Genomic DNA, 23,530 nt, shown 5'->3' on the forward strand with positions numbered 1-23,530 from the left:
ATATGATTTAGGCCGTCCTAGATCGTGTTTGAGGTCTCGTGATACCAAGCGTTAGCGCATATTAGCTCCAATCACCTCAATTGGAGTTAACACTATGAAATGGACACATTTACTGTTCACATTCTTACTTTTCCTTTCCAGTTCAACCATCGCTTCCGATGTCGGATTTACTCAAGTCACCTTAACTGACGATCCTAATCGCCCGATAAACACTACAATTTGGTATCCCACACGAGATACATCAGATACAACCTTGATTGGCGATAACCCCGCTTTCATCGGCACACAAGTTATCAAAGATACAGAAATTCAATCCGGAACTTTTCCTGTGGTGCTTTTGTCACACGGCTATCGAGGAAATTGGCGCAACCAAAACTGGTTGGCAACCAAACTTGCGAGTCGTGGCTACATCGTAGCGGCCGCAGATCATCCGGGAACCACCACTTTCGACCAATCCCCAAAGCAAGCAGCGAAATGGTGGGAAAGGCCACAAGATATGTCACGTCTTCTGGACTACTTATTATCCGAACCCCAGTGGAAGCAGTCAGCTAGCGTCGACAATGTTACCGCAATCGGGCATTCCTTAGGTGGTTGGACTGTGATGCAATTGGCAGGAGCGAAAATGGATAGACCAACCTTTGAGGCCAATTGTCTCATATACCCCAACCCACGAACTTGTGGGCTTGCTGAAGAACTAGGGCTAGACAAAGTCCAAGCTAAAGAGCCAAATAAAAAAGACTTTTCAGATCCTAGAATTCAACGTGTAGTTAGCCTTGATCTGGGGCTTGCTCGTAGCTTTTCAGTCGGTAGTCTAAAGGACATTAAAGTGCCAACCTTAATACTGGCGGCTGGGAGCAATATTGGAGATCTTCCTCAGGCATTGGAGTCTGGTTATATTGCCGAGCACATGTCACTGAACTCAAGACGGTACAAAGTCTATGAAAACGCCACGCATTTCAGCTTCATTCAAGACTGTAAACCCGGTGCTATACCCATGCTTAACGAAGAAGTGCCAGGCGATGGCATTATTTGTAAAGATGGCATTGGAACATCACGCGACCAGTTGCATCAATTGTTCTTCAATGACATCGCTAGTTTTCTGAATTGATAAACGAAAAGCAAACACACTCAACCTAACTCTTGTGGCGAACTTCGAAACTCACTCGGAGTTTGCCCGGTTATCCTTGAAAACTCGCGATTGAAATTAGATTTGGTTTGAAAACCTGAACTTAGAAATATCTCAGTTATCGTTTTATCAGTTTGCTTCAGGAGAGTCTTCGCGTGCTCAATTCGATAAGCGTTAATCACCTTAGAAATGTTCTGGTGGTGAGTTTGATTAACCGCAGACGATATTTTCCGAGCAGGAATACCCAGCTTTCGTGCCAAACGATTCAGAGATAAATCAGGATCCTTGAATACTTGGTGATCTTTCATTAATACATCGAACTCGGCAATGACCTGTGCAGTTTCTTCAACTTGGTCGTCATCTAAGATAACGGTTAATGTCTCTGGCGTATTAGCCTCTTTAGGAGATAACTGTGAGGAAGAACGTAAAGTCAACGCTTGCTTGGTTATGTCTTCAGCAGGCGTACTAATACTGATAACCATCACTGCGGACACAACGGCTGGAATAAGGACAAGGTAGCTAATCGATAAGATCAGATTGGTATGCTGCGCATTCAACAGTAAGATGTCGTAAGAGAGCACACCGTCGACCATGGCGGAGAATAGTAGCATTACACCTGCAACCCGTTCAGCAACCAACACTTTCGATACATCGGTTAACCGCACTTGTTCCGGCACGCGCAGCGACGACTTCAACAGTAAACTTCCATATCCGAGATAGAGCAAGATAAGCCATACATCAACGGTTCCTACCCAGACATACTCATGGAAAAGTGAACCAACTAAACCAGCAATGGGGCCTAACCAATGCAAATGTGTACTGGATTGACTTCGATGGGCTCCCGCAAAACACAGCCAAGCTGCCACAGGGACACTCGCACAGAGGGTGGGTTGCAAGAAGCGAAACAACGCAATATCTACCGTCCATCGTAGGCCCACTACAGTAACCATTAACGCACATAGGATGATAAGCCAAAATGGTTTTTGACTGGTATGTGGGTACCTGTACCGAAGCACGATACCAGTCATGAGTAACAATAGCGCGGCGACAAATGGTAAGGGAATAGCAAGCATCAAAAGTCCAATTAAATTAGATAAAAGATCACTTTGAAATCACGTCAAGCACTGCATTCGTGAAACAACTGAACGGACGGGTGATACATATTGAATATCAATCTTTAATAAAATAACTTTTTATAGGGAAAATGTACATTAACAGAGTGTAAATGACTTCTTACTCTGCCTCAAAATTGGGCAAAACCCTTTTAGAACTTTTACCAAAATGAGCATTACATAAATTACTTCAGGTAATGCTGTACAACAGATATATCTAATACGCAGAGAATCAAAGAGAATTCACAAGCTCAGCACCCTAGCCTAGTAGTAAAAGGGCAGTGTTCACTTTACGCTCCCCAACGCAGTACGGGCCAATTGCGCTCTACGCCAACTGTTCTTAACCTAGGACAAGGGTTAACAAGGTAGGTAGAGTTAGCATACTCACACAATGGCAAGTCGTTGATAGAATCCGTAAAAAAGTGAATCTCCGAAAAGGACTGTTTCGTTTCCTTTAACCACTGCTCTAGTCGAGTAACCTTACCTTCGCGATATGTCGCTATCCCCTTTATTTCAGAGCTATAGCAAGCATTTTTTTCAACCAAATCGATACCCAAAGCGGTTTTGATTCCTAAGTGACGTGCGATGACTTCAACTAAAAAAGTGACACTAGCTGAAACAATGATCAACTCTGCGCGTTCACGTACGAGTTTCTCAATTAGCACCTTAGATTGGGTAAACTGCTTGGGCAGAATATCGCGCCGTACACATTCTTCAACCCAATCAATAATTTGAGACTTTGGAATAGCCGTAAGCGGTGCTAAAGAAAAATCTAAGTAGCACTGCATATCTAACTCTCCTTTCGCATATAGATTCATTAAACGCTTGTCTTCGTCAATGAAGTTATGATCCGTTACAATGCCTTTCTCGACTAAAAACTCATTCCAAACCATAGAGCAGTCGGCGTTAATGAGAGTTTCATCCAAATCAAATACATACAAAGGTTTAGACATAACTTTCTCCAATTAATCATTTCAGAGCATGAATCAAACCTGTTATCACTAGGATAATTCCTGCACAACGAGTGAGGTACCACTTCTCTCCCAAGAAATAGATCCCCATAAACAAACCAAACACGATACTAATTTGCCTGAGTGCTACAACCAAACTAACATTATCGGTCATGGTCATCGCAAACAGCACCAAGCCGTAGGTTAATGCCATCATTACCCCGGCCATACTAGCTTTTTTCCTGATCCGCCAAGCAGTCTTGATTTCACCTTGCTTACCCGTGATCAAACACCACACAGCGGCAGGAATACCTATCGCCCAAAACTGCACGCCCAAGTAGAAGATTGCACTGTACTGATCATGCAAGATCTCTGATGCTTGTCCTGTGAGTAAACTCAGCGCTTCTTTGTCGACCACCGAGTAACCCGTTGTGCCTATTGCGGCAATCAATGCCCAGAACACACCGACATTCAAATAAGAGCTCAACGTCATTTGACGAAAGTTCGTCAGTGGTACCAGCATACAACCAAGGGTAATCAGCAAGAATCCAAACCACTGCTGACTGGATAATTCATCCCCCAATGCCACACTGATTGCGCCGACCATCATCACAGGCAGTGCCCGAGCAATCGGATAAACCACACCCACATCAGCGTGCTTATAAGCGACAATCAAACCGACCAAATAAACCATTTGTGAAATGCCGCTAATGAACAGCAATCCCCAAAACTCACTCGGTAATGATGTCCAGCCAATGGTTGCCAAATACCAAATCAAATAAGGGGTAAGAATGAAGCATGCAGAAAAGCTGGCCGCCATAATAAACGCAAGCCCAGAGCCTGAGTTGCTTTTACCAAGGATATTCCAGCCCGCATGGAGAACAGCAGAAAAAACGACGAGACCAATCGCCAACAAATCCATTTCAATGTTCCTGTCTGAATAAAATAAAGGCCCCGAGATGGAGCCTTAGATAATGAGAAAATCCACTTAACGATTGAGCTCCGCCAGAGATTCAATGCTGATGGCATCGTGTCGCCAATACTCGATATCGCAATCAATTAACTCACCGTGTTGGTTGTAGTTGATGCGCTCCACTACCATCGCAGGCGTACCGGCTGTCGCACGCAGTGCCTGAGCCATTTCACCCAACAAAGTGCTGGTTGAAATGCGGTAGCGAATCTTTTGATACGTCACGCCATAATGATCGCGGTAAATGTCCGTCAGTGAATTTGATAAGTCGTAGTCCAGCAGGTTCGGAAACAGCTCTGGGCGAATGTAGTTTGTTACGAATACCACAGGTCTATCTTCAAGGTATCGCACACGGTCGACTCGATACACATCCGAGAAAGGCTGCAAGTCCAGCAAGCGCGCCGCTTGTTTGTTTGCCAACGTTCCTTTTGCTGCGACCAACTCCGTTTTGGGCACACGATTTTGCGCTTTCGCCATGTTCGGGAAGTTCAGGGTTTGGGTTGGGTCATAACGCAATGGCTCAGGTGAGATAAACCAACCTCGGCGATCTTCGCGATAGATTCGACCTTCCGCTTCTAGCAGTGATAAAGCTTCACGCAGAGTGACGCGTGTAGTATCGAACGACTCCGCCAACTTACGCTCTGCTGGCAGTTTTTGACGCGGCGATAGCATGCCCGCTTCAATCTGTTCAACAATCGAATCTTTAATTTTTACGTATTGCACGAAGTGTCCTTATCTTTTGCGCCAAGCTTGTGTGCGATTCTCTAACAATTTACCCAAAGTCATCTGAACAATCTTCGCAATTGCGGCAGCAATCATGATCATCACAGCCATTGCCGCTGCAGCGCCAGTTTGACCTGCATCGTCCATATTCAGAATCGAGACCGAAGCCGGAATCGTATCGGTTGAGTAAAGGAATACTACCGCAGAAGTGGTGGTCAATGCATTAACAAACAAGTAAGTCGCAATGTCCAAAATCGCAGGTAAACATACGGGTAATGTCACTTTAAAGAACAACTTGTATTGAGGAAGCTTCACGGATGCCGCCGTGGCTTCAATCTCCGATGGCAACTGCTTTAGCGCTGTCAGGGCTGTCATGTGACCCACGGTGTAGTAATGCACTACCGTGTTAATCACCAAGAATGCCATGGTGCCATAAAGCACGTTCAAAGGATTGTTCACATCATTGAAGTAAAAGATGTAACCCAAACCAAGTACCATACCCGGAACCGCCATTGGCACCACGCTAAGCATTTGCATCACTTGACGAATTGGACCAAATGCACGCCCTTTCTCAATGCAGTAAGCACCGACAAAGATGATGGCTGTACCGAACACTGCAGTCCAACCTGCAAGCGTTAGTGAGTTGAAGAATGGAATCCAACCATAAGTACTCATTTCAGCAAAGTTATAGTTGTTTAGTGTCAACGCTTTATTCCAAGGCCAGAACGTGACAAACGAGCCATGCACCGCCATGCCAAGCACTGCCAGCACTGCGATAGAAATGATGCTGCAATATACCAAGCAAATACTATCGCGTGCTTTGTTAGGTTCTGGCTGATAAGGCACCGAACGTGTGTCGAATAAACTCTTCTGTTTTTTCTGTACCCAGCGGTCTACGCCGAACGCCAGTACCGCAGGAAATAGCAGCATAATGCTGGTCACCGCCCCCATGGCAAAGTTTTGCTGCCCTACAACTTGCTTGAAGATGTCAGTAGCCAGAACATTATAGCTGCCACCAATCACCTTCGGCACACCAAAGTCTGTGATAACCAGCGTAAAAACCACGATAAGCGTACTGATCAAGCCGTATTTCGCCGCAGGTATCGTCACCATAAAGAAGGTTTTGATGGGTGAGGTTTTAAGTGCACGAGCTGCTTCATACAAGCGGGCATCTGAAGTACGCAGCGAAGTGGTCAAAATCATCAATGCATGGGGGAAGGTCCAGAAGATCAAACCCATCGAGATGCCAATCACGCCGTAAATCGAGTGTCCTAACAACATCTCTTTGGCAATGCCTTGATTACCAAAAAGGAAGATCAAACTGATCGCTGGCAACAACGAAGGCGCAAGGATCGGTGCCGTACCTAGGATTTGAAACAAGCCTTTAAATGGCATGCATGAACGAGTCAGCGCATAGGCATAACCAAACGCAAGCACACCCACCACCGAGGTCACAATTACACCCAAAGTGAAGGTATTTCCCACCGACACCCACAAACTTGAAGAGGAAAAGTACGTCGCAAAGTTTGCCAAACCGACAAATTCGCCATTGGCATCTTGCACACTCTTGGTTAACATTGCCCAAAGTGGCATTAAGATAAATAGCACCATCATGGTCGACAAGCCAGCGAGCAAACCAAACAACACAAAGTTGTCGCGACTGACACGTCCTCGTAAGGATTTTGCTTTGTCTTGAATGGTGAGTCTATTCATCGTCATTGTTTTCGCATTCATGTTTACACCTACGCCGCTAGGGCTTTATCAACCGAAGGTACGGGGTAACCATGCAGCCCTTCTTCAACAAACTGGATGTAACGCACATCGCCCGCCTTGATATTGAGTTTTTGTACTGTGTCCACAGGCACATCCACAATGATGTTTTTTGTTGATATGTCGTTTTGTAATACGCAGTCAATGCGGAAAAACGCCCCCAGAAACTCAGTTGCAGTAACTCGCACTGGTAAAGAGTTGGTGTAGGTTTCAACGAACTTGATACTTTCAGGGCGTACCGCAAGGTCGAAACGATCACCACGTTGGAGCTTACGATTACTCAGGCTTGGCGCTGGCATCAAGGTTTCTGCAATGCGTACTTGGGAGTCCGAGGCGACTGAGGTTTCAATAAAGTTCATGCTGCCTACAAACTCAGCGACAAAGCGCGTGGCTGGTTGTTGGTAGATTTCTTGAGGTGTGCCCACTTGCTCAATCACACCATGGTTCATCACCACGATGCGATCTGCCATCGACAGGGCTTCATCCTGATCGTGCGTAACCATGATGGTGGTGATGCCAAGCTTGCGTTGCAGCTTACAAATCTCGTCACGCAAGTGAACACGTACTTTTGCATCCAGCGCTGACAGCGGCTCATCAAGTAGCAGCAAACCCGGAGATAGCGCCAATGCACGAGCCAAAGCAACTCGCTGTTGTTGGCCACCAGACAGTTGGCTGGGGAATTTCTCGCCAGAGGTTGGAAGACCAATGGTTTCTAACCAGAAATCCACCTTCTCTAGCGCTTCCTTGGTCGACATGCCCTGGTTCTTCAAACCCACCGCAATGTTCTCTTGCACGGTAAGGTTCGGAAACAGCGCATATGATTGAAATACGATGCCGAAGTCACGCTTCTCTGGTGGCAAGAATGTGGTCTCTTGACCGTTTTGAAAAATAGCACCTGATGTTGGTAGGTCTAAACCTGCAATGGCACGAAGTAAAGTGGTTTTACCGCAGCCAGAAGGACCAAGAAAACAAACAAACTCGCCCTTCTCAATTGCTAACGAGATTTTCTTTAATGCAGTGAACTGTCCGAATTGCTTCACTACATTTTCGATATTTAGGTAATGTTGGTTAGTTGACATAACACACGCTCCAAATGGTATATACCAACTTTAGTTTTGAAGTGTTACGTTCCAATGACAAATTTATAGCCAGAAGATGACAAATAGATGAAGGAAAATGAGGTTTGTTTTAGTGGTAATTCGAGATTCCCCACTCACTCCTCCGTCGCTCTCGAGAATGACGTTGTGAGTGCGGATAGAAGCTCCCAACTTTCTTAAGTCCGTCATTCCAGCGAACCTAGGTGAGACTAGGAATCTACTTGCAGCAAACTCTGAAATAACAGAGAAAACAAAAAATCCACCTCAACCGAGGTGGATTTCAGTATTCAACTCAAAGCAAATTCAATTAAGACTTTGGCTCTGATTTCGCGTCAAACTTCTCAGACCATGCCGCTAGAATCTCTGCACGCTTGCTGCCCATTTGCGCGAAGTCCATCTTCGCCATGTTCTCTTGAACGTTCGGGAAGTTAGAAACGGTCGCTTTCACTTCTTTATGTGCAACCACTGGGTACATTTCTACGTAAAGCTCGTTTGCAGCTTTAGAGATTGACCAGTCGACAACGCGCTTCGCTGCATCAGACTCTTTTACTAGACCAACGGCTTCTGATTCCCAGCCGATGCCTTTTGGTGTGATAACCGCTAGTGGTGCACCTTGTGTTTTCAGCTTCGCGCCGCGGCTCGCCATCGAGATACCGATAGCCACTTCACCCATACCCGCTTGAACACATGGTTTAGAGCCAGAGTGCGTGTAGTGTGCAATGTTCTTGTCTAAGTCACGCATGTAGTTCCATGCCTGATCTTCACCCATGTTTTGTAGCCACGCAGAAACCTGCATGTAGCCAGTGCCTGAAGACGCTGGGTTAGGCATTGCAATGTGACCTTTGTAAACCGGCTTTGTTAGGTCTTCCCAGGACGTTGGTTTCGGTAGGTTAAGTTGTTTCGCTACCGCTTCGTTGAAACAAACTGCATTAAAGAACGCATCGTTACCGAACCAAGCTTGATTTGATTGAGGGTCGTTTAGGTTCGCGTGCAGCTCTTCCAAACCTTTTGGTGTGTAAGGCTTAAGAAGACCTTCACCTTTAAGCAGTGCCATTGACGAGCCAGCCAGACCCCAAACCACTTCCGCTTGAGGGTTGTTCTTTTCGGCCAGCAATTTTGCCGTCATGATACCGGTGGAATCGCGAACCCACTTAATCTTGATATCTGGGTTATCTTTCTCAAACGCAGACTTGTATTTAGCAAGAATGTCAGTTTCGAAAGCGGTGTAAACCGTGACTTCCTGTGCTGCCATTGCATTCGTAGCTAGCAGAGAGACAAGTGCAGCCAGCGATCCTTTCATCAAACGGTTTTTCATCATTTTCTCCAGTTAATTTGGCTAAGTTTTAATTTGGTCTGTACCAGTTGAAGATAACCACCCTACTGAGCCTTTATGACGAAATCATGACCATTAAATGGCAGTTTTACGAAAATTTGCGATGAATAATCGTTCAATTGATCCGCCATTTTCTGCATATTAAAGTTTTGTGAAATTGAAGATTCGCCTATTTACTGCCCTTTTCTTCCTCGCTAGAGTGAAACTGAAATTTGGTGTAGACCAATTAGATTGTTATGATGGAAATCGAGATGAAAAACGAATACCTACTACTGACTCCAGGTCCTCTATCTACTTCTGAAACAGTACGTGAAGCCATGCTAAAAGACTGGTGTACTTGGGATGATGAATACAACAAAGACATTGTAGAAGTGATCCGCACTAAGCTTGTAAAGCTGGCGACGGAGCAAGACGGCTACACCAGCGTACTAATGCAAGGTAGCGGCACCGCATCAGTAGAAGCAACAATTGGCAGCGCCATTGGCAAAGATGGGAAGCTGCTAGTTGTCGACAACGGTGCGTACGGTGCACGTATCGCTCAGATCGCTGATTACCTAAATATTCCATGCCATGTAGTTTCCCCAGGCGAAACATCACAGCCACACTTGAACGAGGTGGAAACTGCATTGGCATCGGATCCTGCGATCACACACGTGGCAATTGTTCACTGTGAGACAACCACTGGCATGCTTAACCCAATTGAGGCATTTGCTTCTGCGGCAAAAGCACACGGTAAAGTGGTGATTCTCGATGCCATGTCGAGCTTTGGTGGCATTCCTATCGATATCGCAGAGCTAGGCATCGATTTTATGATCAGCTCTGCAAACAAATGTATTCAAGGCGTACCGGGTTTTGGCTTTGTGATTGCAAAACAAACAGAGCTAGAAAAGTGCCAAGGTCAGGCTCGCTCTTTGAGCCTTGATCTTTACGACCAGTGGCACTGCATGGAAGTGAACCACGGCAAATGGCGTTTTACGTCTCCAACGCACACGGTTCGCGCTTTCTATCAAGCATTGTTAGAGCTGGAACAAGAAGGCGGTATTGAGGCTCGTCATAACCGTTACCAAACTAACCAGAAAACACTGGTTGCAGGTATGCGTTCTCTGGGTTTCGAGCCACTACTGAGTAATGACCTTCACTCGCCAATCATCACTTCTTTCTACTCTCCGACGCACAGTGATTACCAGTTCAAAGCGTTCTACACGCGTTTGAAAGAGCAAGGCTTCGTGATTTATCCGGGTAAGGTGTCGAACGCAGATTGCTTCCGTATCGGCAACATTGGCGAAGTTTACCCAGCAGATATCGAGCGCTTAATCGGTGCGATTGAAAAAGCAATGTACTGGCAAGTTGCGTAAAGCAGCCTTCTGATTGAGAGAGCGTTATGACTCAGAATATCAAACCGACCCACTTCCGCAGCGAAGGCGATGTCAACACGACACCAGCGCGCCAAGCTTGGAATGCATCGATGGACGACGAACGCACGCAAGCCTTGTTGAAGCGTGATTCGGAAGTCTTTATTCATCAAGCTATGTCGACGCCTTGCTTAGATACCTTGGAAGCAGCAGAAGGCATCTACATCCAAGATGCCACGGGCCAAAAGTACATGGACTTCCATGGCAATAACGTCCATCAGCTGGGCTACGCTCATCCGCATGTGATTAAACGTGTGCAAGAGCAAATTGCCAAACTGCCTTTTTCACCACGTCGTTTTACCAACGAGACCGCAATTGAATGCGCCGAAAAACTCACCCAAATCTGTGGCGGCGAATTGAACCGCGTGTTGTTTGCTCCGGGTGGCACATCTGCGGTTGGCATGGCGCTTAAACTAGCGCGCCACATCACGGGCAACTACAAGGTGGTGTCTCTGTGGGATTCCTTCCACGGCGCATCGTTGGATGCCATCTCAGTGGGCGGTGAAGCGTGTTTCCGCCAAGGCATGGGACCATTAATGGCAGGTGTTGAGCGCATTCCACCAGCCGTATCTTACCGTGGCGCTTTCCCAGTCGCGGACGGCAGCGACGTGCATTACGCCGACTACCTTAAATACGTGATTGAGAAAGAAGGCGGCGTGGGCGCGTTTATCGCAGAAGCGGTTCGCAATACCGACGTACAAGTGCCGAGCAAAGCCTACTGGAAACGCATTCGCGAAATCTGTGACAAACACAATGTCATGCTGATCATCGACGACATCCCTAACGGCATGGGTCGCAGCGGTGAATGGTTTACCTACCAAGCCTACGACATCGAGCCAGATATGCTGTGCATCGGTAAAGGCTTGGGTGGTGGCTTAGTGCCTATCGCAGCCATGGTAACCAAAGACAAATACAACACCGCCGAGCAAATCTCCATGGGTCACTACACTCATGAGAAAAGCCCTATCGGTTGTGCTGCAGCACTGGCAACCATGGAAGCCATTGAGCAAGACGGCTTGCTAGATAAAGCCAAAGCCGACAGCCAGTTCATGCGTGAAAAGCTGCTAGAGATGAAAGCCAAATACCCCGTGATTGGTGATGTGCGTGGCATCGGCATGTTGTGGGGCATTGAGCTGGTCACTGACCACGAAAGCAAAGCACGCGCGTATGACGAAGCGGAAGCTGTGCTCTACCAATGCCTCAACAACGGAGTGAGTTTCAAGGTATCGCAAGGTAATGTGATTCAACTCAGCCCACCGCTGATCATCACTCGCGAACAACTGACAGAAGCGTTGGCGATATTCGAAGAAGCCATCGCCAAAGTGTGCAAAGACTTTAACTACTTCTAACCTCAACAAAAACCAATTTATCCTGAGCGCAGTTCCGACGTATAGGCAAGCGCTCTGGTAAGCAAAAAAGGATTGAACATGAGCAACTCACCAATTCAAGCAGTGATCTTTGACTGGGCTGGCACTATCGTCGATTTCGGCTCTTTTGCGCCAACCAGTATCTTTGTGGAAGCGTTCAAACAAGGTTTTGATTTTGATATCGACCTTGAAGAAGCGCGCGAACCAATGGGACTTGGTAAGTGGGACCACATCCAAGCGGTTGGTCGCATCCCTGCAGTTGATAAGCGTTGGAATGACAAATTTGGTCACTCAATGACCAGCGAAGACATCGACGCTATCTACGCAGCATTTATGCCTCTGCAAAAAGCAAAAGTGGCTGATCATGCAGAGCCTATCTTAAATGCGATTGAAGTTGTGAACGGTCTGAAAGACAAAGGCATCAAGATCGGTTCTTGTTCTGGTTATCCTCGCGAAGTGATGGACGTGCTGATTCCGGTGGCAGCGGATTACGGCTACAAACCAGATTACGTAGTAGCAACGGATGACCTACCGCAAGGTGGTCGCCCAGCACCATTTATGGCACTCAAGAACGTGATTGAGCTGAATGTTACTGACGTTAATGCGTGTATCAAAGTGGATGATGCCGCACCGGGCATCGATGAAGGTCACAACGCCGGTATGTGGACCGTTGGTTTACTGCTTTCTGGTAACGAAGCAGGTCTAACGTTTGAAGAATACCAAGCCGCGGACGAAGCAACACTTAATGCCGCTCGTGAAAAAGCGCGTACAAAATTGCTCAAGAGCTCGCCGCATTACCTCATCGATACTATCGCTGACCTCCCAGAAGTGGTTGCAGATATCGAATGTCGCCTAGAGGCAGGTGAACGTCCGTAGGATTTATGTACCAAGCCTCTAACTCAACGAATTGAGTTAGAGGTAATATGCTGAAATTATTTCGGATAAGTATTACTAGCCCAAATATTGATACTAAAGATTGTCTTGATTAATAACTCTATGAGGGAGTGGGGCAAAAAAGAGTCAGTCTGGCTCTTTTGAATAAAAAGAGAGGGTATCGAGGAAGAACTTAGGAAGCAGTGTCAGGTTACCCTCACTTACTCTTGGGGCTGATGACCCGTCTTCTCCGCAAGCTTGCGCATAGCCTCGGCAAACGTTGTTGTCGCGCCTTTCGCCTGAACCTGTACTACCTTATATCCCATCTTTTCTAACGCTTGACGTTCTGCCAAAACAGCTTTGTCCTCTTGCTGGCTAGCCTGAGTAGGCAGATGAATGTAACACCCTTCTAATTGACCGTCTTCGACCAATTGGTGGTGTCTTAGTGCATTGATATCGAAATTCATAGTAAGGTTTTGGGTATTAATTTGAATTACTGGGTTGGCTACATTCGCTTTAAAGGCTTAACCACGCTATCTAGCCCCTCAATTTTAAGTGCCAAACAGAGCTGCAGCAGTTTACCCAACTCTCCTTCGGGAAAGCCTTTCTTATCGAACCACAACAAATACTCTTCTGGTAGATCAATCAATGCTCGCCCAGCATATTTACCAAAAGGCATCGGCATACGTGCCAATTTTATCAGGTTTTCTTTTTCTAGCATCAGGCTTTACTCTGTAGATCAAGTCGTGACAGTTTACACTTTTCAAACCAGGGACAACAACTAAAGCTGAGGCGTCACAGTATGGGCGTACTCTACCACGATTTGATTTCCGTCAATGTAAGCATTTTGGATATCGCCATCAACACTCATTCTGCTTACCAGGTAAATTACTTTAGGCCCATTGGCTAAATCTTCTTTCAATGACGGAAACACATTATGAGGCTCCAAGCGCAATAAATGACAAAACTGGCTGACAAATGACATTGTTAGCGGTTTTTCACCACGCAATAATTGTGAAAACGCAAGCTGACTCATGCCAAGCTTTTTGGCAAACTCCATCTGCGTTAGACGCATTTTTGACTTTTGTGACATCCAAGACTTATACAAAGCTTCTCTGTCTTTATCAGTAAACTCCATTATATTCCCCCACACTAATTTATTGGGTGAATTGTCGGCGTTTTGTCGTCAAGATTGTCAGCGCTAGGTTAATGAAAGTCATAATCATGTTGAAACTGTCTTAACGTGCAGGCTTGCTAAAATAAGCGCTCAAAAACTGCCTAATTCATCCGCCTGAACGTGATTATTTAGAACCAACTCAACATTAACCTCTTAAACCAATCGACTATTTGTTTAAACACCCCACCTTCTTCAACCGCTTGTTGTGCCACCAAATCAACACGAGCAACTTGATCATCCTCTAGACGGTAAATAACGCTGCCAACAATATCACCTTTACTTATCGGAGCAACAAGATCATTTGAGTACTCTAGCTCAGCAGTTAGCTTATTACTGTCCCCTTTTGCAAGTGTCAGCAATACTGGCTGACTGATACCAACAGGGAGATTATCAACCTTACCCATCCACACTCGTACCTCGGCTAAAGTCTCATCGACACGAGAAGGCGCAACCGTGTCAAAAAAGCGAAAGCCGTAGCTCAGTAATTGCTTACTTTCAGATTCGCGACGTTGAGTGCTGCTTGATCCCATTACTACCGAAATTAAACGCATGTCGCCATTGGTCGCTGAGGTCGCCAAACTATACCCTGCCCCGCTGGTATAGCCGGTTTTCATCCCATCGACATTAAGGCTTCGATCGCGTAACAAACCATTACGGTTGTATTGCGTTATACCATTATAGCTATATACGGTTTCACTATATAAAGGGTAGATAGCGGGCAAGTCACGGATAATGGCTTGGCTTAGTAAAGCAATGTCACGAGGTGTGGAGTAAAGCCCATCACTGTCTAAACCATGTGGATTGGTAAATGCGCTATTTTCTAACCCTAAGGTTTGCGCCCAACTGTTCATTAAGCTAACAAACGCGCCTTCATTACCTGCCACATGCTCTGCAATGGCGACACTGGCATCGTTTCCAGATTGAACAATCAAACCACGATACAGGTCGATCAGTTTGACGTCGGTACCAACCTCAATAAACATTTTTGAAGAGTCAGGAAAGTTCTTAGCCCAGGCATTACGGCTAATACGTACTTGATCCTCAAGTGAAATATTGCCGCGATTCACCTCTTGCCCAGCCACATACGCGGTCATTAGTTTTGTTAAGCTCGCTGGATTAAGTTTGGTATCTGCGTTCTTCTCAACCAAGACGGTACCAGTGTGATAATCGATTAAAATATACCCTTTAGCACTAAGAACTGGGGGATCTGGGATAATCGTCGGTGCAGCAACCACACCGAATGAGAGAGAAAGTGTCGTAAAGAGCGCTGAAGATGGAAGTAAACGCGTGATCATGATGTGCAACGTCTCACTATAAGTGTGGATAAACTCACACAGTATAGACAAGTGGCACAGAGTTTCAGCCACTTTGAAACTAATCGTTACTATTCGACCGGCTTTATCAGAAATAGCTCAATATCACGCTAGCAGAAACAAAAAAGCCAGCGTTAACCACCGGCTTCATAACAAAATTGGATTAGTTTAGGCAACTTTCAGCGTTTTTTGTTTCGCCATCAACTTCTCGCGATGAGCAAACCAAAAGTAAGTGGCAACGATAGAAAAGAACAAGTATGACAGAGAAAACACAAACGGAGAACTGATTAATTGCTGTGACATACCCCAGATCACTCCTACTACTGTAACCGCAATCTTAGCAAAAAAGCCGCTGATCAGCAGTAACAGAGCTAACTGTGGGGAACGACTGCTACGAAACGCTAACCAGTAACAACATCCGACTGCAAGGGTGGAGATATACAAGCCCAACAAAAACGAATGGAGGTGTTCAGCAGAAGCGATACCCGCAGTGATCGAAATAATAAATAGAATAATTAGTTTCATAATTGGCCTCGCTTTTATGTCGAAAAGAGCTCAATTTCATTTTTGCAATCTCATGTTACGTTTATTTTCGCCGTTTATTGACGAAACACAAGCACTATTTATTGTCCATTTATTAACCAAAAGGTGACCTTTAACAACGTGTAAATACAATGTTAAATACCTAGTATTACTCAACTCTTACTCTAGCTTAACCGTTTATCACAATCCTTAATCAGATGCGAAAAGTGTCACATAAAAACAACATTTGAAACATTTTAAAATACTTTATAATATGTGATAGGGCACATAATAATTGACGCTAAACGATCGTCACATGCCAAATCAAAAACTAAGTTTACACTGCACGTAACAACTCATCCTGACAGCACAAAAAATATAGTGTGAAGTTAACCACTGTTCGACGCTTTGCGCCTCGTATCAACTAAGACGGTTTGCTATTTTTGCGCCACCCAATATTACCTATGAACACTCATGCCTTCCGAGTTTCGAATTAACAAGATTGTAGAGATAGGCGACACCTTGCATCGCAGCGGTTGCGCCCCGTACAAACTTGAAAAATATACCCAATTCTATGCCCGTAAACACGGTGTTGATGTCATGATCCAAGCGACACCAACCACGGTTAATTACCAGTTTCCAGATGACAACAATGCCGTAGTGATGAAGCGCCATCAGCCAGCCTCAATCAATTTGAGTTTGCTTGCCAATACCATTATTCGTATTAATCAACCCAGTAGTGAACCCATACCCGAACCTATTGGTTATCCTAAATGGGTCATCGCGCTGGCGAATATGGGGATTCCACCTGCATATTTGATGTTAGTCGGCAGTACTATCGACGCGATTTACTTTGCCACTTTGCTTGGCTTTGTTGTGTGGCTAACTCAACAAGTATGCCGCGCGCGACGCTCTATTGCTGCAGAATTTTTAGCCGCCCTTTTGACTGGTATATTGGTCGCATTCTTTTCCAGCACTGGCCTCGCTATTCCAGTTTGGGCACTGTGTATAGCCGCCATCGTACTGTTTGTTCCCGGATTGTCGATCGCCAACTCACTAGAGTGTTTAGCATTTAATGATCTCGTCTCTGGCACTAGCTTACTTGGACAAAGTGCCCTAACGCTGATAAAACTGTTTGTCGGCATTGTTATGGGACTAAATATTGGTGAGGCAATATGGGGGCAAGCAGAGTCATTACAATACGTTAATCAAGTGCCGATGTGGCTGCATGTATTTGGTCTGCTTTTGATTTCAACGTCATTGGGTGTGATCTTTAATGCTCGGCCAAAAGATATTCTGCTCGGTTTACCAGTCGCAGCGCTTGGCATGTGGGGGCCGTTATATCTTGGCTTCGAAAGTGGCTGGGTCGTTGGCACTTGGGTTACAACCGTACTCATTACCTTGTATGGCACCTGGGTGGCAAAAAAAATGGCGTTAACGGGGTCAATTTATATTGTTCAAGGGATCATTATCTTAGTTCCCGGCAGCCGCGTATTAGTCAGCGCAGGCCAATCGGTGTTTGAACAATCGATTTTACCGATACCGAGCATTGGTCTTTCGGCTCTATTTATGTTTTCAGCCATTGTCGCAGGTCAAATTACCGCGTATTCGATCTATTCGCCTCAAATTGAGCGTTAAAACCAAAGTTACATCAACAATATACTGACTTGGTATATAAAAGCCCTATTCAAACGATACTCATTAAGCCGCTTTTGAATAGGGCTCTCTGCCCTTATGTTTCATGTTGCGCCGAAAGCTTCCTTTGCCTTTTTTCGCTTTTTCAACTTTCGCCTTAAACAAGCAGCTTGTGACGATTGCTTTGAGCGCATTGTCTTTGATTTGACCGCGTCCAAACTCTACCTCTGTAGCGTTATTATCAACGGTAAATCGTTGTTTTCGCTTTGCCATAAAGCCTCCACATTGTCGGTTACAAACAACTGGTGATTGTTGTGTTTATACTCACTAAAGGTTAGCTTTCTTACCTAAGTCACCAGCCAAACGAATGTTACACTCATTATACCTAAATCAGTAATATTTTCGAAACCCTACCTAGCGCAAGTTTCTAATGAAAACACCGTTTAAACCCAAACATTACTCCTTATTTTTATTGACTTAGTTGCACTTCGCATTAGACTAGTTTGCAGCTAGAAAACGGTTCTTGTTTATATTCGCCGTTCCGTTAGATTACTTGTATATCTGTCGTAACGTCGTGCGCATTAGCAATCTCCTTTTCCACGCTATCGATGCCGTATGGCTTTTACAAGATTTATCAAGGAAATACACTATGTCTAACACTGTTACTGGTACAGTAAAATGGTTCAACGAAACTAAAGGTTTCGGTTTCATTCAACAAGAAAACGGTCCAGACGTATTCGCACACTTCTCTGCAATCACTGGCGACGGTTTCCGTACCCTAGTTGAAGGCCAAAAAGTTGAGTTCACTGTATCTCAAGGTCAAAAAGGCCCTCAAGCTGAGAACATCAAACTAGTTTAATTTTAAACTAAACAGAATTTATGATAGCCAGCAGCTCGCTGGCTATTTTTTTATATATAAGAACAAGTTATGGCTCTCAAACCCACAATTTATAAATTTCGCATTTCACTTTCTGATACCAACCGAGATCTTTACGACTCTACACAATTAACCGTTGCTCAGCACCCATCTGAAACCCTTGAGCGTATGATGGCGCGTATCTTGGCGTATTGCGTAAAATGGCAACCAGATTTAGCCTTAACCAAAGGGCTGTCGACCGTTGAAGAACCTGACCTATGGGTTAAATCTCTCGATGACCAAATAGAGCTTTGGGTTGAGATTGGCGAGCCGTCCCTAGATCGCCTTAAAAAAGCGTGTCGCTTGGCTAAGCGAGTGGATGTTTTCTCGTTCAATAGTAAGTCTGAAGTCTGGTGGGAGCAGAGCAAAAACAAAGCGCACCAGTACAACGCAAATATCTATCGTCTTGACAGCCAAGCGATTGAAGCCCTAGCAGCAACTGTCTCCCGCACGATGGATCTATCGGTGATGATCTCGGGCAACAGCTTATTTATTGATACAGACCAAGGGTCCTTTGAAATTACCTTAGATACCTTACAAGGCCATGAATAAACTCAGCGAATGGCTATGCACAACCCATGCTAATCAGCTTAAAATAGTGCAATATAAAGCTGCTGTGTATGAACGGTTTTGCCAGCAACATGCGCCACTGTTTGAACAAGTATTGCAAGCCAAACCAGACACTGCCGCCGAACATCACTTACTCGGTGTGTTAACCAAAGCGCATATTGAAGCGTCCTGTCAGGTTGATGCTCAGCGCGAGTCTGCGGCGGCGATGCACGATGTTCTGCAAACAGGCTTAGGTGACGCCCATCGGCATAAATTCGAAGAGCAAGGTATGGCGCAATTGCAACTAGTCACGCACTTATGGCTGTATATGCAGGGCTATCTTAAAATGGATTTCAGTTTGGCCAACGATCATGCCGACTCCACGGCGCAACTGATCAATTCGATCACTAAAGACGATACCCAAGCGCTAAGAACACACTATCTTGAGAGTTATTATCTTGGTGATCTTCACTCTCCGCTCAAGCGTAAGTTCGGCATAGTAGCGCGCGTGAAACAGTGGCTGACGAAAAATCAATAAAAAGGCCCGAAACGGGCCTTTATTGCGTGTTCGCTGTTGTCTATAGATAAGTATGCGGACCAAAGACTTCGTAATGAATTCGATCGCGCTCCACCCCAGCCTGTTCTAACTGATGCACTACTGACTCCATAAAACCCACTGGACCACACAGATAGAAATCTCCTTTCGCCAAAGGTAGCTCTTTAGCAATCAAAGTAATATCGATCTGACCTGAAAAATCAGCCCCAGTTTGGTTTAAATACCAAGTGTATTGAGGCCATTGATTACTTTGAGCAAGCTGCGCAGACTCTTGTTTAAAGGTATGTTGTTTGTCTCCATTACATGAATAGAGCACTGTCACCTCTTTCTTTTTCTGATGCGCTAATGACTGCATCATCGCTTGGATCGGTGTTACCCCGACACCGGCTGAAATCAATACGACTGGTTGACCCTTCTCTTGATAGAAAAAATCACCGGCTGGTGGATAGAGACTAACGACATCACCTCGATCAACATCATCATGTAAATAATTAGATACCACGCCATTGTGCGCTCCTACTTCACGCTTAACAGAAATACGGTAATCTTGACCGTTCGGCTTTTGCGATAACGAATACTGACGTATTTCCTTGTATTGACTCCCTTTAGGTTTGAGTTCAATACCAATGTATTGACCTGGCTGGAAATCGAGTACTGTACCGCCATCTTCTGGTACCAACATAAAACTGGTCACGAATTCAGACTCAGGTTTTTTCTCTTTCACCACAAAACGGCGCGCATTTTGCCATCCACCAACCGCTTGTTTACGCTGCAGGTAGAGCTCCCCTTCACGATCAATAAAGATCTGTGCCAAAAACAGATACGCGGCTGTCCACGCCTCTTCCACTTGTGGAGTAAAAGCATCACTGGCAAGCTCACGTAACGTTTCAATCAGGTGGTGGCCAACAATTTGATAGTGCTCCGCTTGGATATTAAAGCTGGTGTGTTTATGGGCAATACGCTCTACAGCTGTGGTTAATGCTGACAGGTTTTCAATGTTCTTGGCGTAAGCTGCGATTGCTTCAAACAGAGCAACACTCTGTCGCCCAGTCTTCTGGTGCGTCATGTTGAAGATATCTTTTAACTCTGGGTTATGGTTGAACATGCGCTGATAGAAATATTCAGTCAGTGTAGGACCTGCAGACTCTAACAATGGAATGGTGCTTTTTATTACTTCAATATGTTGGTTGTTGAGCATCTCGACTTTCTCCTCATTTATTTTTCTTTCCTATCAAGAGCAGGATACATGCCAACTTATAGATGCCCTAAGTGACTGGGTTTATTAATATTTTATTATCAAAACCGAGTCAAATAGACACACTAATTGATGTCATTATGACTACTTAATGTTGCAATAACCTCAAAGATATGGTTAATTTCACTGCATCACTCGTACGCACGGGGCTCGCCCGCCTCATCTCTTGGTATTGTATGCAAGATATCTCTGTTTCAACACTTATTGACATGACAATCAGTCTCGCTCGCGGAGACAATGATCAGGATCGTTTCAACAACCTTCTTGATGCTATTCGTAAAGCGATTCAGTGTGATTGCGTTGCGCTACTTTCGCTGCAAGGAGACACCTTAGTCCCTCTCGCGATGCAAGGTTTAACCCGAGATACATTAGGGCGTCGTTATAAGATAGACCAACACCCTAGGTTCGCACATATTTGTGCATCCAAAACAGCGGTTAGATTTGACTCTGACTGCGAGTTACCCGACCCATTTGATAATCTATTGATCGACCATGACGGCGATCTTCCGATGCACTCATGCATGGGCTTGCCACTTTATTATGCCGATAAATTACTGGGGATCTTAACGCTAGACAGTTTAACTCCAGATGCATTTGACCACTTTCCGATTCGCAGCTTAGATGCCTTGTCTGCCATTGCAGCTTCATCGCTTAAAGTGGCGCTTACCGTAAGCCAACTTGAGCACCAAGCGAAGCAAACTCAGCAGCGATTCGAGGAGCTAAATGAAGAGGCGTGGGAACGTGATGGCGGCGAAATCATCGGTAATAGCGCTGCCATACAAGCGCTCAAAGCCGATATCGAAGTGGTTGCCCCATCCAATTTCAATATTCTAATTCACGGCGAAACGGGGGTAGGTAAAGAATTAGTCGCCCGTAGTCTTCATCATCTGTCACCACGAAGAAAGCAGCCTATGGTCTATGTCAATTGCGCTGCGATACCGGAAAACTTGGTTGAAAGTGAGCTGTTTGGTCACGTTCGAGGCGCTTTCACCGGAGCAGATATGTCTCGTCTTGGTAAGTTTGCTCTTGCCGATGGCGGAACCCTGTTTCTTGATGAAATTGGCGAACTGCCCCTTGCCGCACAAAGTAAAATCTTGCGTGCGCTGCAAAACAACGAAATCCAACCTGTAGGACAAGACAAAGTCGAAACCATTGATGTTCGTGTACTGGCTGCCACCAACCGAGACCTTAAACAAGAGATAGATAAAGGCCACTTCCGATCGGATCTTTACCATCGTTTAAGTGTCTATCCCATTACAGTGCCCCCCCTGAGAGAGCGCGACGAAGACAGCGTGCTATTGGCGGGTTATTTCTTAGAACAAGCTAGGCGAAAACTAGGTATTGTCCAGCTTAAGCTCGGTAAAGACGCGCAATGGCTGCTCTCGAATTATAACTGGCCGGGCAATGTCCGCGAGCTTGAGCACGTGATCAATCGCGCAGCACTTAAAGCCCGTGCTCGCCGCCATCAAGGCACACTCATTACCGTGTCTGTCGAAGATATTGGCGAACTGCAATCGCTGGCTAATCTTGCCTCTTCAGCCCCCAGCAAAACACACGTTGCAACGCATACGTTAGATCCCGAATTAGGCCTTAGAGAATCAACCGATCAATACCAACGTCAACTGGTGTTAGCAGCGTTAACAAAAGCGGGATTCAATTGGGCTAAAGCGGCTCGAGCGCTGAAAACCGATCGAGCTAATTTAACCCGATTGGCGAAACGACTGGGAATACAGGTGACGACCCAACATCAAATCAAGGTGAGCTGAGTTTGCTGTACCGAAATGATCACATCTCAGATACAATACGTAACCTAATAGTTACTCAAATAGTCAAACAAGCTCAACAAATAGGATGGTTATGAAGTTTATCCGCTGGTTTTTAGGACGCGTGATCCTTTTACTCAACTTTATTTTTTCACCAAGTGGCGTCAAGCGCTCAACGCAGCAGCAACAGGTAGCTGACAGCAAAGCTCAATCTCTCGCTCTGTATCAGTTCGATGCTTGTCCCTTCTGCGTCAAAGTCCGCCGTGCCATGAAGCGTCAATCGGTCAATATCGAATTGCGCGATGCCAAAAATAATCCGACACACCGCGCAGAGTTAGAAGCGGGTGGTGGCAAAGTTAAAGTCCCTTGCCTAAGAATTGAAAAAGACGACAAAGTCGAATGGATGTATGAATCTTCAGACATTGTTGCCTACTTAGAGCGAGAGTTCGCTTAACTTCAAGCCTATTAGGAAATGCCTATGTCATACGTTCCACTCAATATTTCGCATATCCAAGCTATTGTGTTTGATCTCGATAATACGTTGGTTACGTCTGACATGAACTTCTCATGGCTTAGAGAGCAAATTGGCTGTCCACAAGACAGTGATCTGCTCTCTTTTGTTGAACAAATCGATTGTCCACACACCGCAAGCAAGGCGCATCAGCTTATTCTTGATCACGAACTGCAAGACGCCCAAACGTCTCAACCGATGCCTGGCTGTCACTCATTGCTTAATTTCATTGACAGTAATCAGCTACACACAGCTGTTATTACCCGTAATTGTGCCGACGCGACTCAACAAAAAATGGCCCATAATCAGTTGAATATTCAACGCGTGATTACACGAGAACATTATCCACCTAAGCCTGCACCCGATGCGTTGATTTCGTTAGCTAACGAATGGCAAATAGGTAGCCACCAGCTCTTGTATGTCGGCGACTATCTGTACGATCTGCAAGCAGCTTTCAATGCCGATATGCCCTCGTGTTTAGTCACCCATGGTAACGCAAGCCCATTTACCGCACATGCATCACTAGTGATTGAGCATCTCACTGACCTAGAAACGAGATTTGCTCAGCGTATTTGAATCATATATACCATCGGCGACACC

The 23,530-nt window shown here is 45.4% G+C and carries 25 protein-coding genes; 11 read left to right on the top strand and 14 right to left on the bottom strand.

Translation table 11 applies throughout. The annotated features are described in order from the left end of the window. Positions 1 to 94: 94 nt before the first annotated feature. Entirely contained in the window at positions 95 to 1,108 is a 1,014-nt protein-coding gene (locus tag CDZ87_RS06015) for an alpha/beta hydrolase family protein (protein ID WP_100752638.1), read from the top strand. A gap of 20 nt (positions 1,109 to 1,128) precedes the next feature. Here CDZ87_RS06015 and CDZ87_RS06020 read toward each other — a convergent pair whose 3' ends face one another. From CDZ87_RS06020 to CDZ87_RS06050, 7 genes are all read right to left on the bottom strand, one after another. Further along, complete coding sequence (locus CDZ87_RS06020; RefSeq protein ID WP_100752639.1) at positions 1,129 to 2,199, bottom strand: helix-turn-helix domain-containing protein; 1,071 nt, start codon at positions 2,197 to 2,199, stop codon at positions 1,129 to 1,131. 329 nt (positions 2,200 to 2,528) lie between these two features. After that, positions 2,529 to 3,191: an HAD family hydrolase gene (locus tag CDZ87_RS06025; protein ID WP_100752640.1), complete on the bottom strand. Its 663-nt coding sequence runs from the start codon at positions 3,189 to 3,191 to the stop codon at positions 2,529 to 2,531. A 16-nt stretch (positions 3,192 to 3,207) separates the two neighbouring features. Then, positions 3,208 to 4,110 carry an EamA family transporter gene (locus CDZ87_RS06030; RefSeq protein WP_100752641.1) on the bottom strand — a complete coding sequence of 301 codons (903 nt, stop codon included), beginning with the start codon at positions 4,108 to 4,110 and terminating at the stop codon, positions 3,208 to 3,210. A 66-nt stretch (positions 4,111 to 4,176) separates the two neighbouring features. Beyond that, positions 4,177 to 4,881 carry a phosphonate utilization transcriptional regulator PhnR gene (gene phnR / locus CDZ87_RS06035; protein ID WP_005442366.1) on the bottom strand — a complete coding sequence of 235 codons (705 nt, stop codon included), beginning with the start codon at positions 4,879 to 4,881 and terminating at the stop codon, positions 4,177 to 4,179. Positions 4,882 to 4,890: 9 nt separating this feature from the next. Continuing rightward, positions 4,891 to 6,615 (bottom strand): putative 2-aminoethylphosphonate ABC transporter permease subunit, encoded by a 1,725-nt coding sequence (locus CDZ87_RS06040; protein ID WP_100752642.1) that lies wholly within the window; start codon positions 6,613 to 6,615, stop codon positions 4,891 to 4,893. An 8-nt stretch (positions 6,616 to 6,623) separates the two neighbouring features. Further along, positions 6,624 to 7,730, bottom strand: a complete 1,107-nt coding sequence (locus tag CDZ87_RS06045) for a putative 2-aminoethylphosphonate ABC transporter ATP-binding protein (RefSeq protein ID WP_100752643.1) — start codon at positions 7,728 to 7,730, stop codon at positions 6,624 to 6,626. A gap of 325 nt (positions 7,731 to 8,055) precedes the next feature. After that, the gene (locus CDZ87_RS06050; protein WP_100752644.1) at positions 8,056 to 9,066 is read right to left on the bottom strand and encodes a putative 2-aminoethylphosphonate ABC transporter substrate-binding protein; all 1,011 of its coding nucleotides are present in this window, start codon (positions 9,064 to 9,066) and stop codon (positions 8,056 to 8,058) included. A 266-nt stretch (positions 9,067 to 9,332) separates the two neighbouring features. On the opposite strand from CDZ87_RS06050, the gene phnW reads away from it, so the two are divergent. The 3 genes from phnW (at position 9,333) to phnX (ending at position 12,736) form a co-directional block, all read left to right on the top strand. Continuing rightward, positions 9,333 to 10,436 carry a 2-aminoethylphosphonate--pyruvate transaminase gene (gene phnW, locus CDZ87_RS06055; protein WP_100752645.1) on the top strand — a complete coding sequence of 368 codons (1,104 nt, stop codon included), beginning with the start codon at positions 9,333 to 9,335 and terminating at the stop codon, positions 10,434 to 10,436. A gap of 26 nt (positions 10,437 to 10,462) precedes the next feature. Beyond that, the gene (locus CDZ87_RS06060) at positions 10,463 to 11,842 is read left to right on the top strand and encodes an aspartate aminotransferase family protein (protein ID WP_100752646.1); all 1,380 of its coding nucleotides are present in this window, start codon (positions 10,463 to 10,465) and stop codon (positions 11,840 to 11,842) included. A 78-nt stretch (positions 11,843 to 11,920) separates the two neighbouring features. Further along, positions 11,921 to 12,736: a phosphonoacetaldehyde hydrolase gene (gene phnX, locus CDZ87_RS06065; protein WP_100752647.1), complete on the top strand. Its 816-nt coding sequence runs from the start codon at positions 11,921 to 11,923 to the stop codon at positions 12,734 to 12,736. Between the two features lie 218 nt (positions 12,737 to 12,954). On the opposite strand, the gene CDZ87_RS06070 is transcribed toward phnX, so the two are convergent. From CDZ87_RS06070 to CDZ87_RS06090, 5 genes are all read right to left on the bottom strand, one after another. Next, positions 12,955 to 13,200 (bottom strand): response regulator, encoded by a 246-nt coding sequence (locus tag CDZ87_RS06070; RefSeq protein WP_100752648.1) that lies wholly within the window; start codon positions 13,198 to 13,200, stop codon positions 12,955 to 12,957. Between the two features lie 38 nt (positions 13,201 to 13,238). After that, a complete protein-coding gene (locus tag CDZ87_RS06075; RefSeq protein ID WP_038177357.1) occupies positions 13,239 to 13,454 on the bottom strand; it encodes a DUF3820 family protein in 216 nt (71 codons plus the stop codon). A 60-nt stretch (positions 13,455 to 13,514) separates the two neighbouring features. After that, positions 13,515 to 13,871, bottom strand: coding sequence for a helix-turn-helix domain-containing protein (locus CDZ87_RS06080; protein ID WP_100752649.1), 357 nt, complete (start codon positions 13,869 to 13,871; stop codon positions 13,515 to 13,517). A gap of 167 nt (positions 13,872 to 14,038) precedes the next feature. After that, positions 14,039 to 15,205: a D-alanyl-D-alanine carboxypeptidase family protein gene (locus CDZ87_RS06085; protein WP_100752650.1), complete on the bottom strand. Its 1,167-nt coding sequence runs from the start codon at positions 15,203 to 15,205 to the stop codon at positions 14,039 to 14,041. Positions 15,206 to 15,391: 186 nt separating this feature from the next. Then, a complete protein-coding gene (locus tag CDZ87_RS06090) occupies positions 15,392 to 15,748 on the bottom strand; it encodes an NADH:ubiquinone oxidoreductase (RefSeq protein WP_100752651.1) in 357 nt (118 codons plus the stop codon). 471 nt (positions 15,749 to 16,219) lie between these two features. Between CDZ87_RS06090 and CDZ87_RS06095 the strand changes: the two genes are divergently transcribed. Beyond that, a complete protein-coding gene (locus CDZ87_RS06095) occupies positions 16,220 to 17,383 on the top strand; it encodes a threonine/serine exporter family protein (RefSeq protein ID WP_100752652.1) in 1,164 nt (387 codons plus the stop codon). Between the two features lie 63 nt (positions 17,384 to 17,446). On the opposite strand, the gene CDZ87_RS06100 is transcribed toward CDZ87_RS06095, so the two are convergent. Continuing rightward, positions 17,447 to 17,653 carry an alternative ribosome-rescue factor A gene (locus tag CDZ87_RS06100; protein ID WP_100752653.1) on the bottom strand — a complete coding sequence of 69 codons (207 nt, stop codon included), beginning with the start codon at positions 17,651 to 17,653 and terminating at the stop codon, positions 17,447 to 17,449. A gap of 376 nt (positions 17,654 to 18,029) precedes the next feature. On the opposite strand from CDZ87_RS06100, the gene CDZ87_RS06105 reads away from it, so the two are divergent. From CDZ87_RS06105 to CDZ87_RS06115, 3 genes are all read left to right on the top strand, one after another. Then, a complete protein-coding gene (locus CDZ87_RS06105) occupies positions 18,030 to 18,239 on the top strand; it encodes a cold-shock protein (RefSeq protein ID WP_006960450.1) in 210 nt (69 codons plus the stop codon). A gap of 69 nt (positions 18,240 to 18,308) precedes the next feature. Next, positions 18,309 to 18,848, top strand: coding sequence for a YaeQ family protein (locus CDZ87_RS06110; RefSeq protein WP_100752654.1), 540 nt, complete (start codon positions 18,309 to 18,311; stop codon positions 18,846 to 18,848). Between the two features lie 46 nt (positions 18,849 to 18,894). Continuing rightward, positions 18,895 to 19,383, top strand: coding sequence for a hypothetical protein (locus tag CDZ87_RS06115; RefSeq protein WP_245834654.1), 489 nt, complete (start codon positions 18,895 to 18,897; stop codon positions 19,381 to 19,383). Positions 19,384 to 19,423: 40 nt separating this feature from the next. Here CDZ87_RS06115 and hmpA read toward each other — a convergent pair whose 3' ends face one another. After that, positions 19,424 to 20,599, bottom strand: a complete 1,176-nt coding sequence (hmpA, locus tag CDZ87_RS06120; RefSeq protein WP_100752655.1) for an NO-inducible flavohemoprotein — start codon at positions 20,597 to 20,599, stop codon at positions 19,424 to 19,426. 233 nt (positions 20,600 to 20,832) lie between these two features. On the opposite strand from hmpA, the gene norR reads away from it, so the two are divergent. The 3 genes from norR to CDZ87_RS06135 all read left to right on the top strand — a co-directional run bounded on the left by norR (position 20,833) and on the right by CDZ87_RS06135 (position 23,506). Beyond that, positions 20,833 to 22,422 (top strand): nitric oxide reductase transcriptional regulator NorR, encoded by a 1,590-nt coding sequence (norR, locus tag CDZ87_RS06125; RefSeq protein ID WP_100752656.1) that lies wholly within the window; start codon positions 20,833 to 20,835, stop codon positions 22,420 to 22,422. Positions 22,423 to 22,513: 91 nt separating this feature from the next. Continuing rightward, positions 22,514 to 22,873: a glutaredoxin family protein gene (locus CDZ87_RS06130; RefSeq protein ID WP_100752657.1), complete on the top strand. Its 360-nt coding sequence runs from the start codon at positions 22,514 to 22,516 to the stop codon at positions 22,871 to 22,873. A 24-nt stretch (positions 22,874 to 22,897) separates the two neighbouring features. Continuing rightward, positions 22,898 to 23,506 carry an HAD family hydrolase gene (locus CDZ87_RS06135; RefSeq protein WP_100752658.1) on the top strand — a complete coding sequence of 203 codons (609 nt, stop codon included), beginning with the start codon at positions 22,898 to 22,900 and terminating at the stop codon, positions 23,504 to 23,506. Positions 23,507 to 23,530: the final 24 nt, after the last annotated feature.

It is taken from the genome of Vibrio salilacus (genome assembly GCF_002811245.1).
GTDB lineage: Bacteria > Pseudomonadota > Gammaproteobacteria > Enterobacterales > Vibrionaceae > Vibrio > Vibrio salilacus.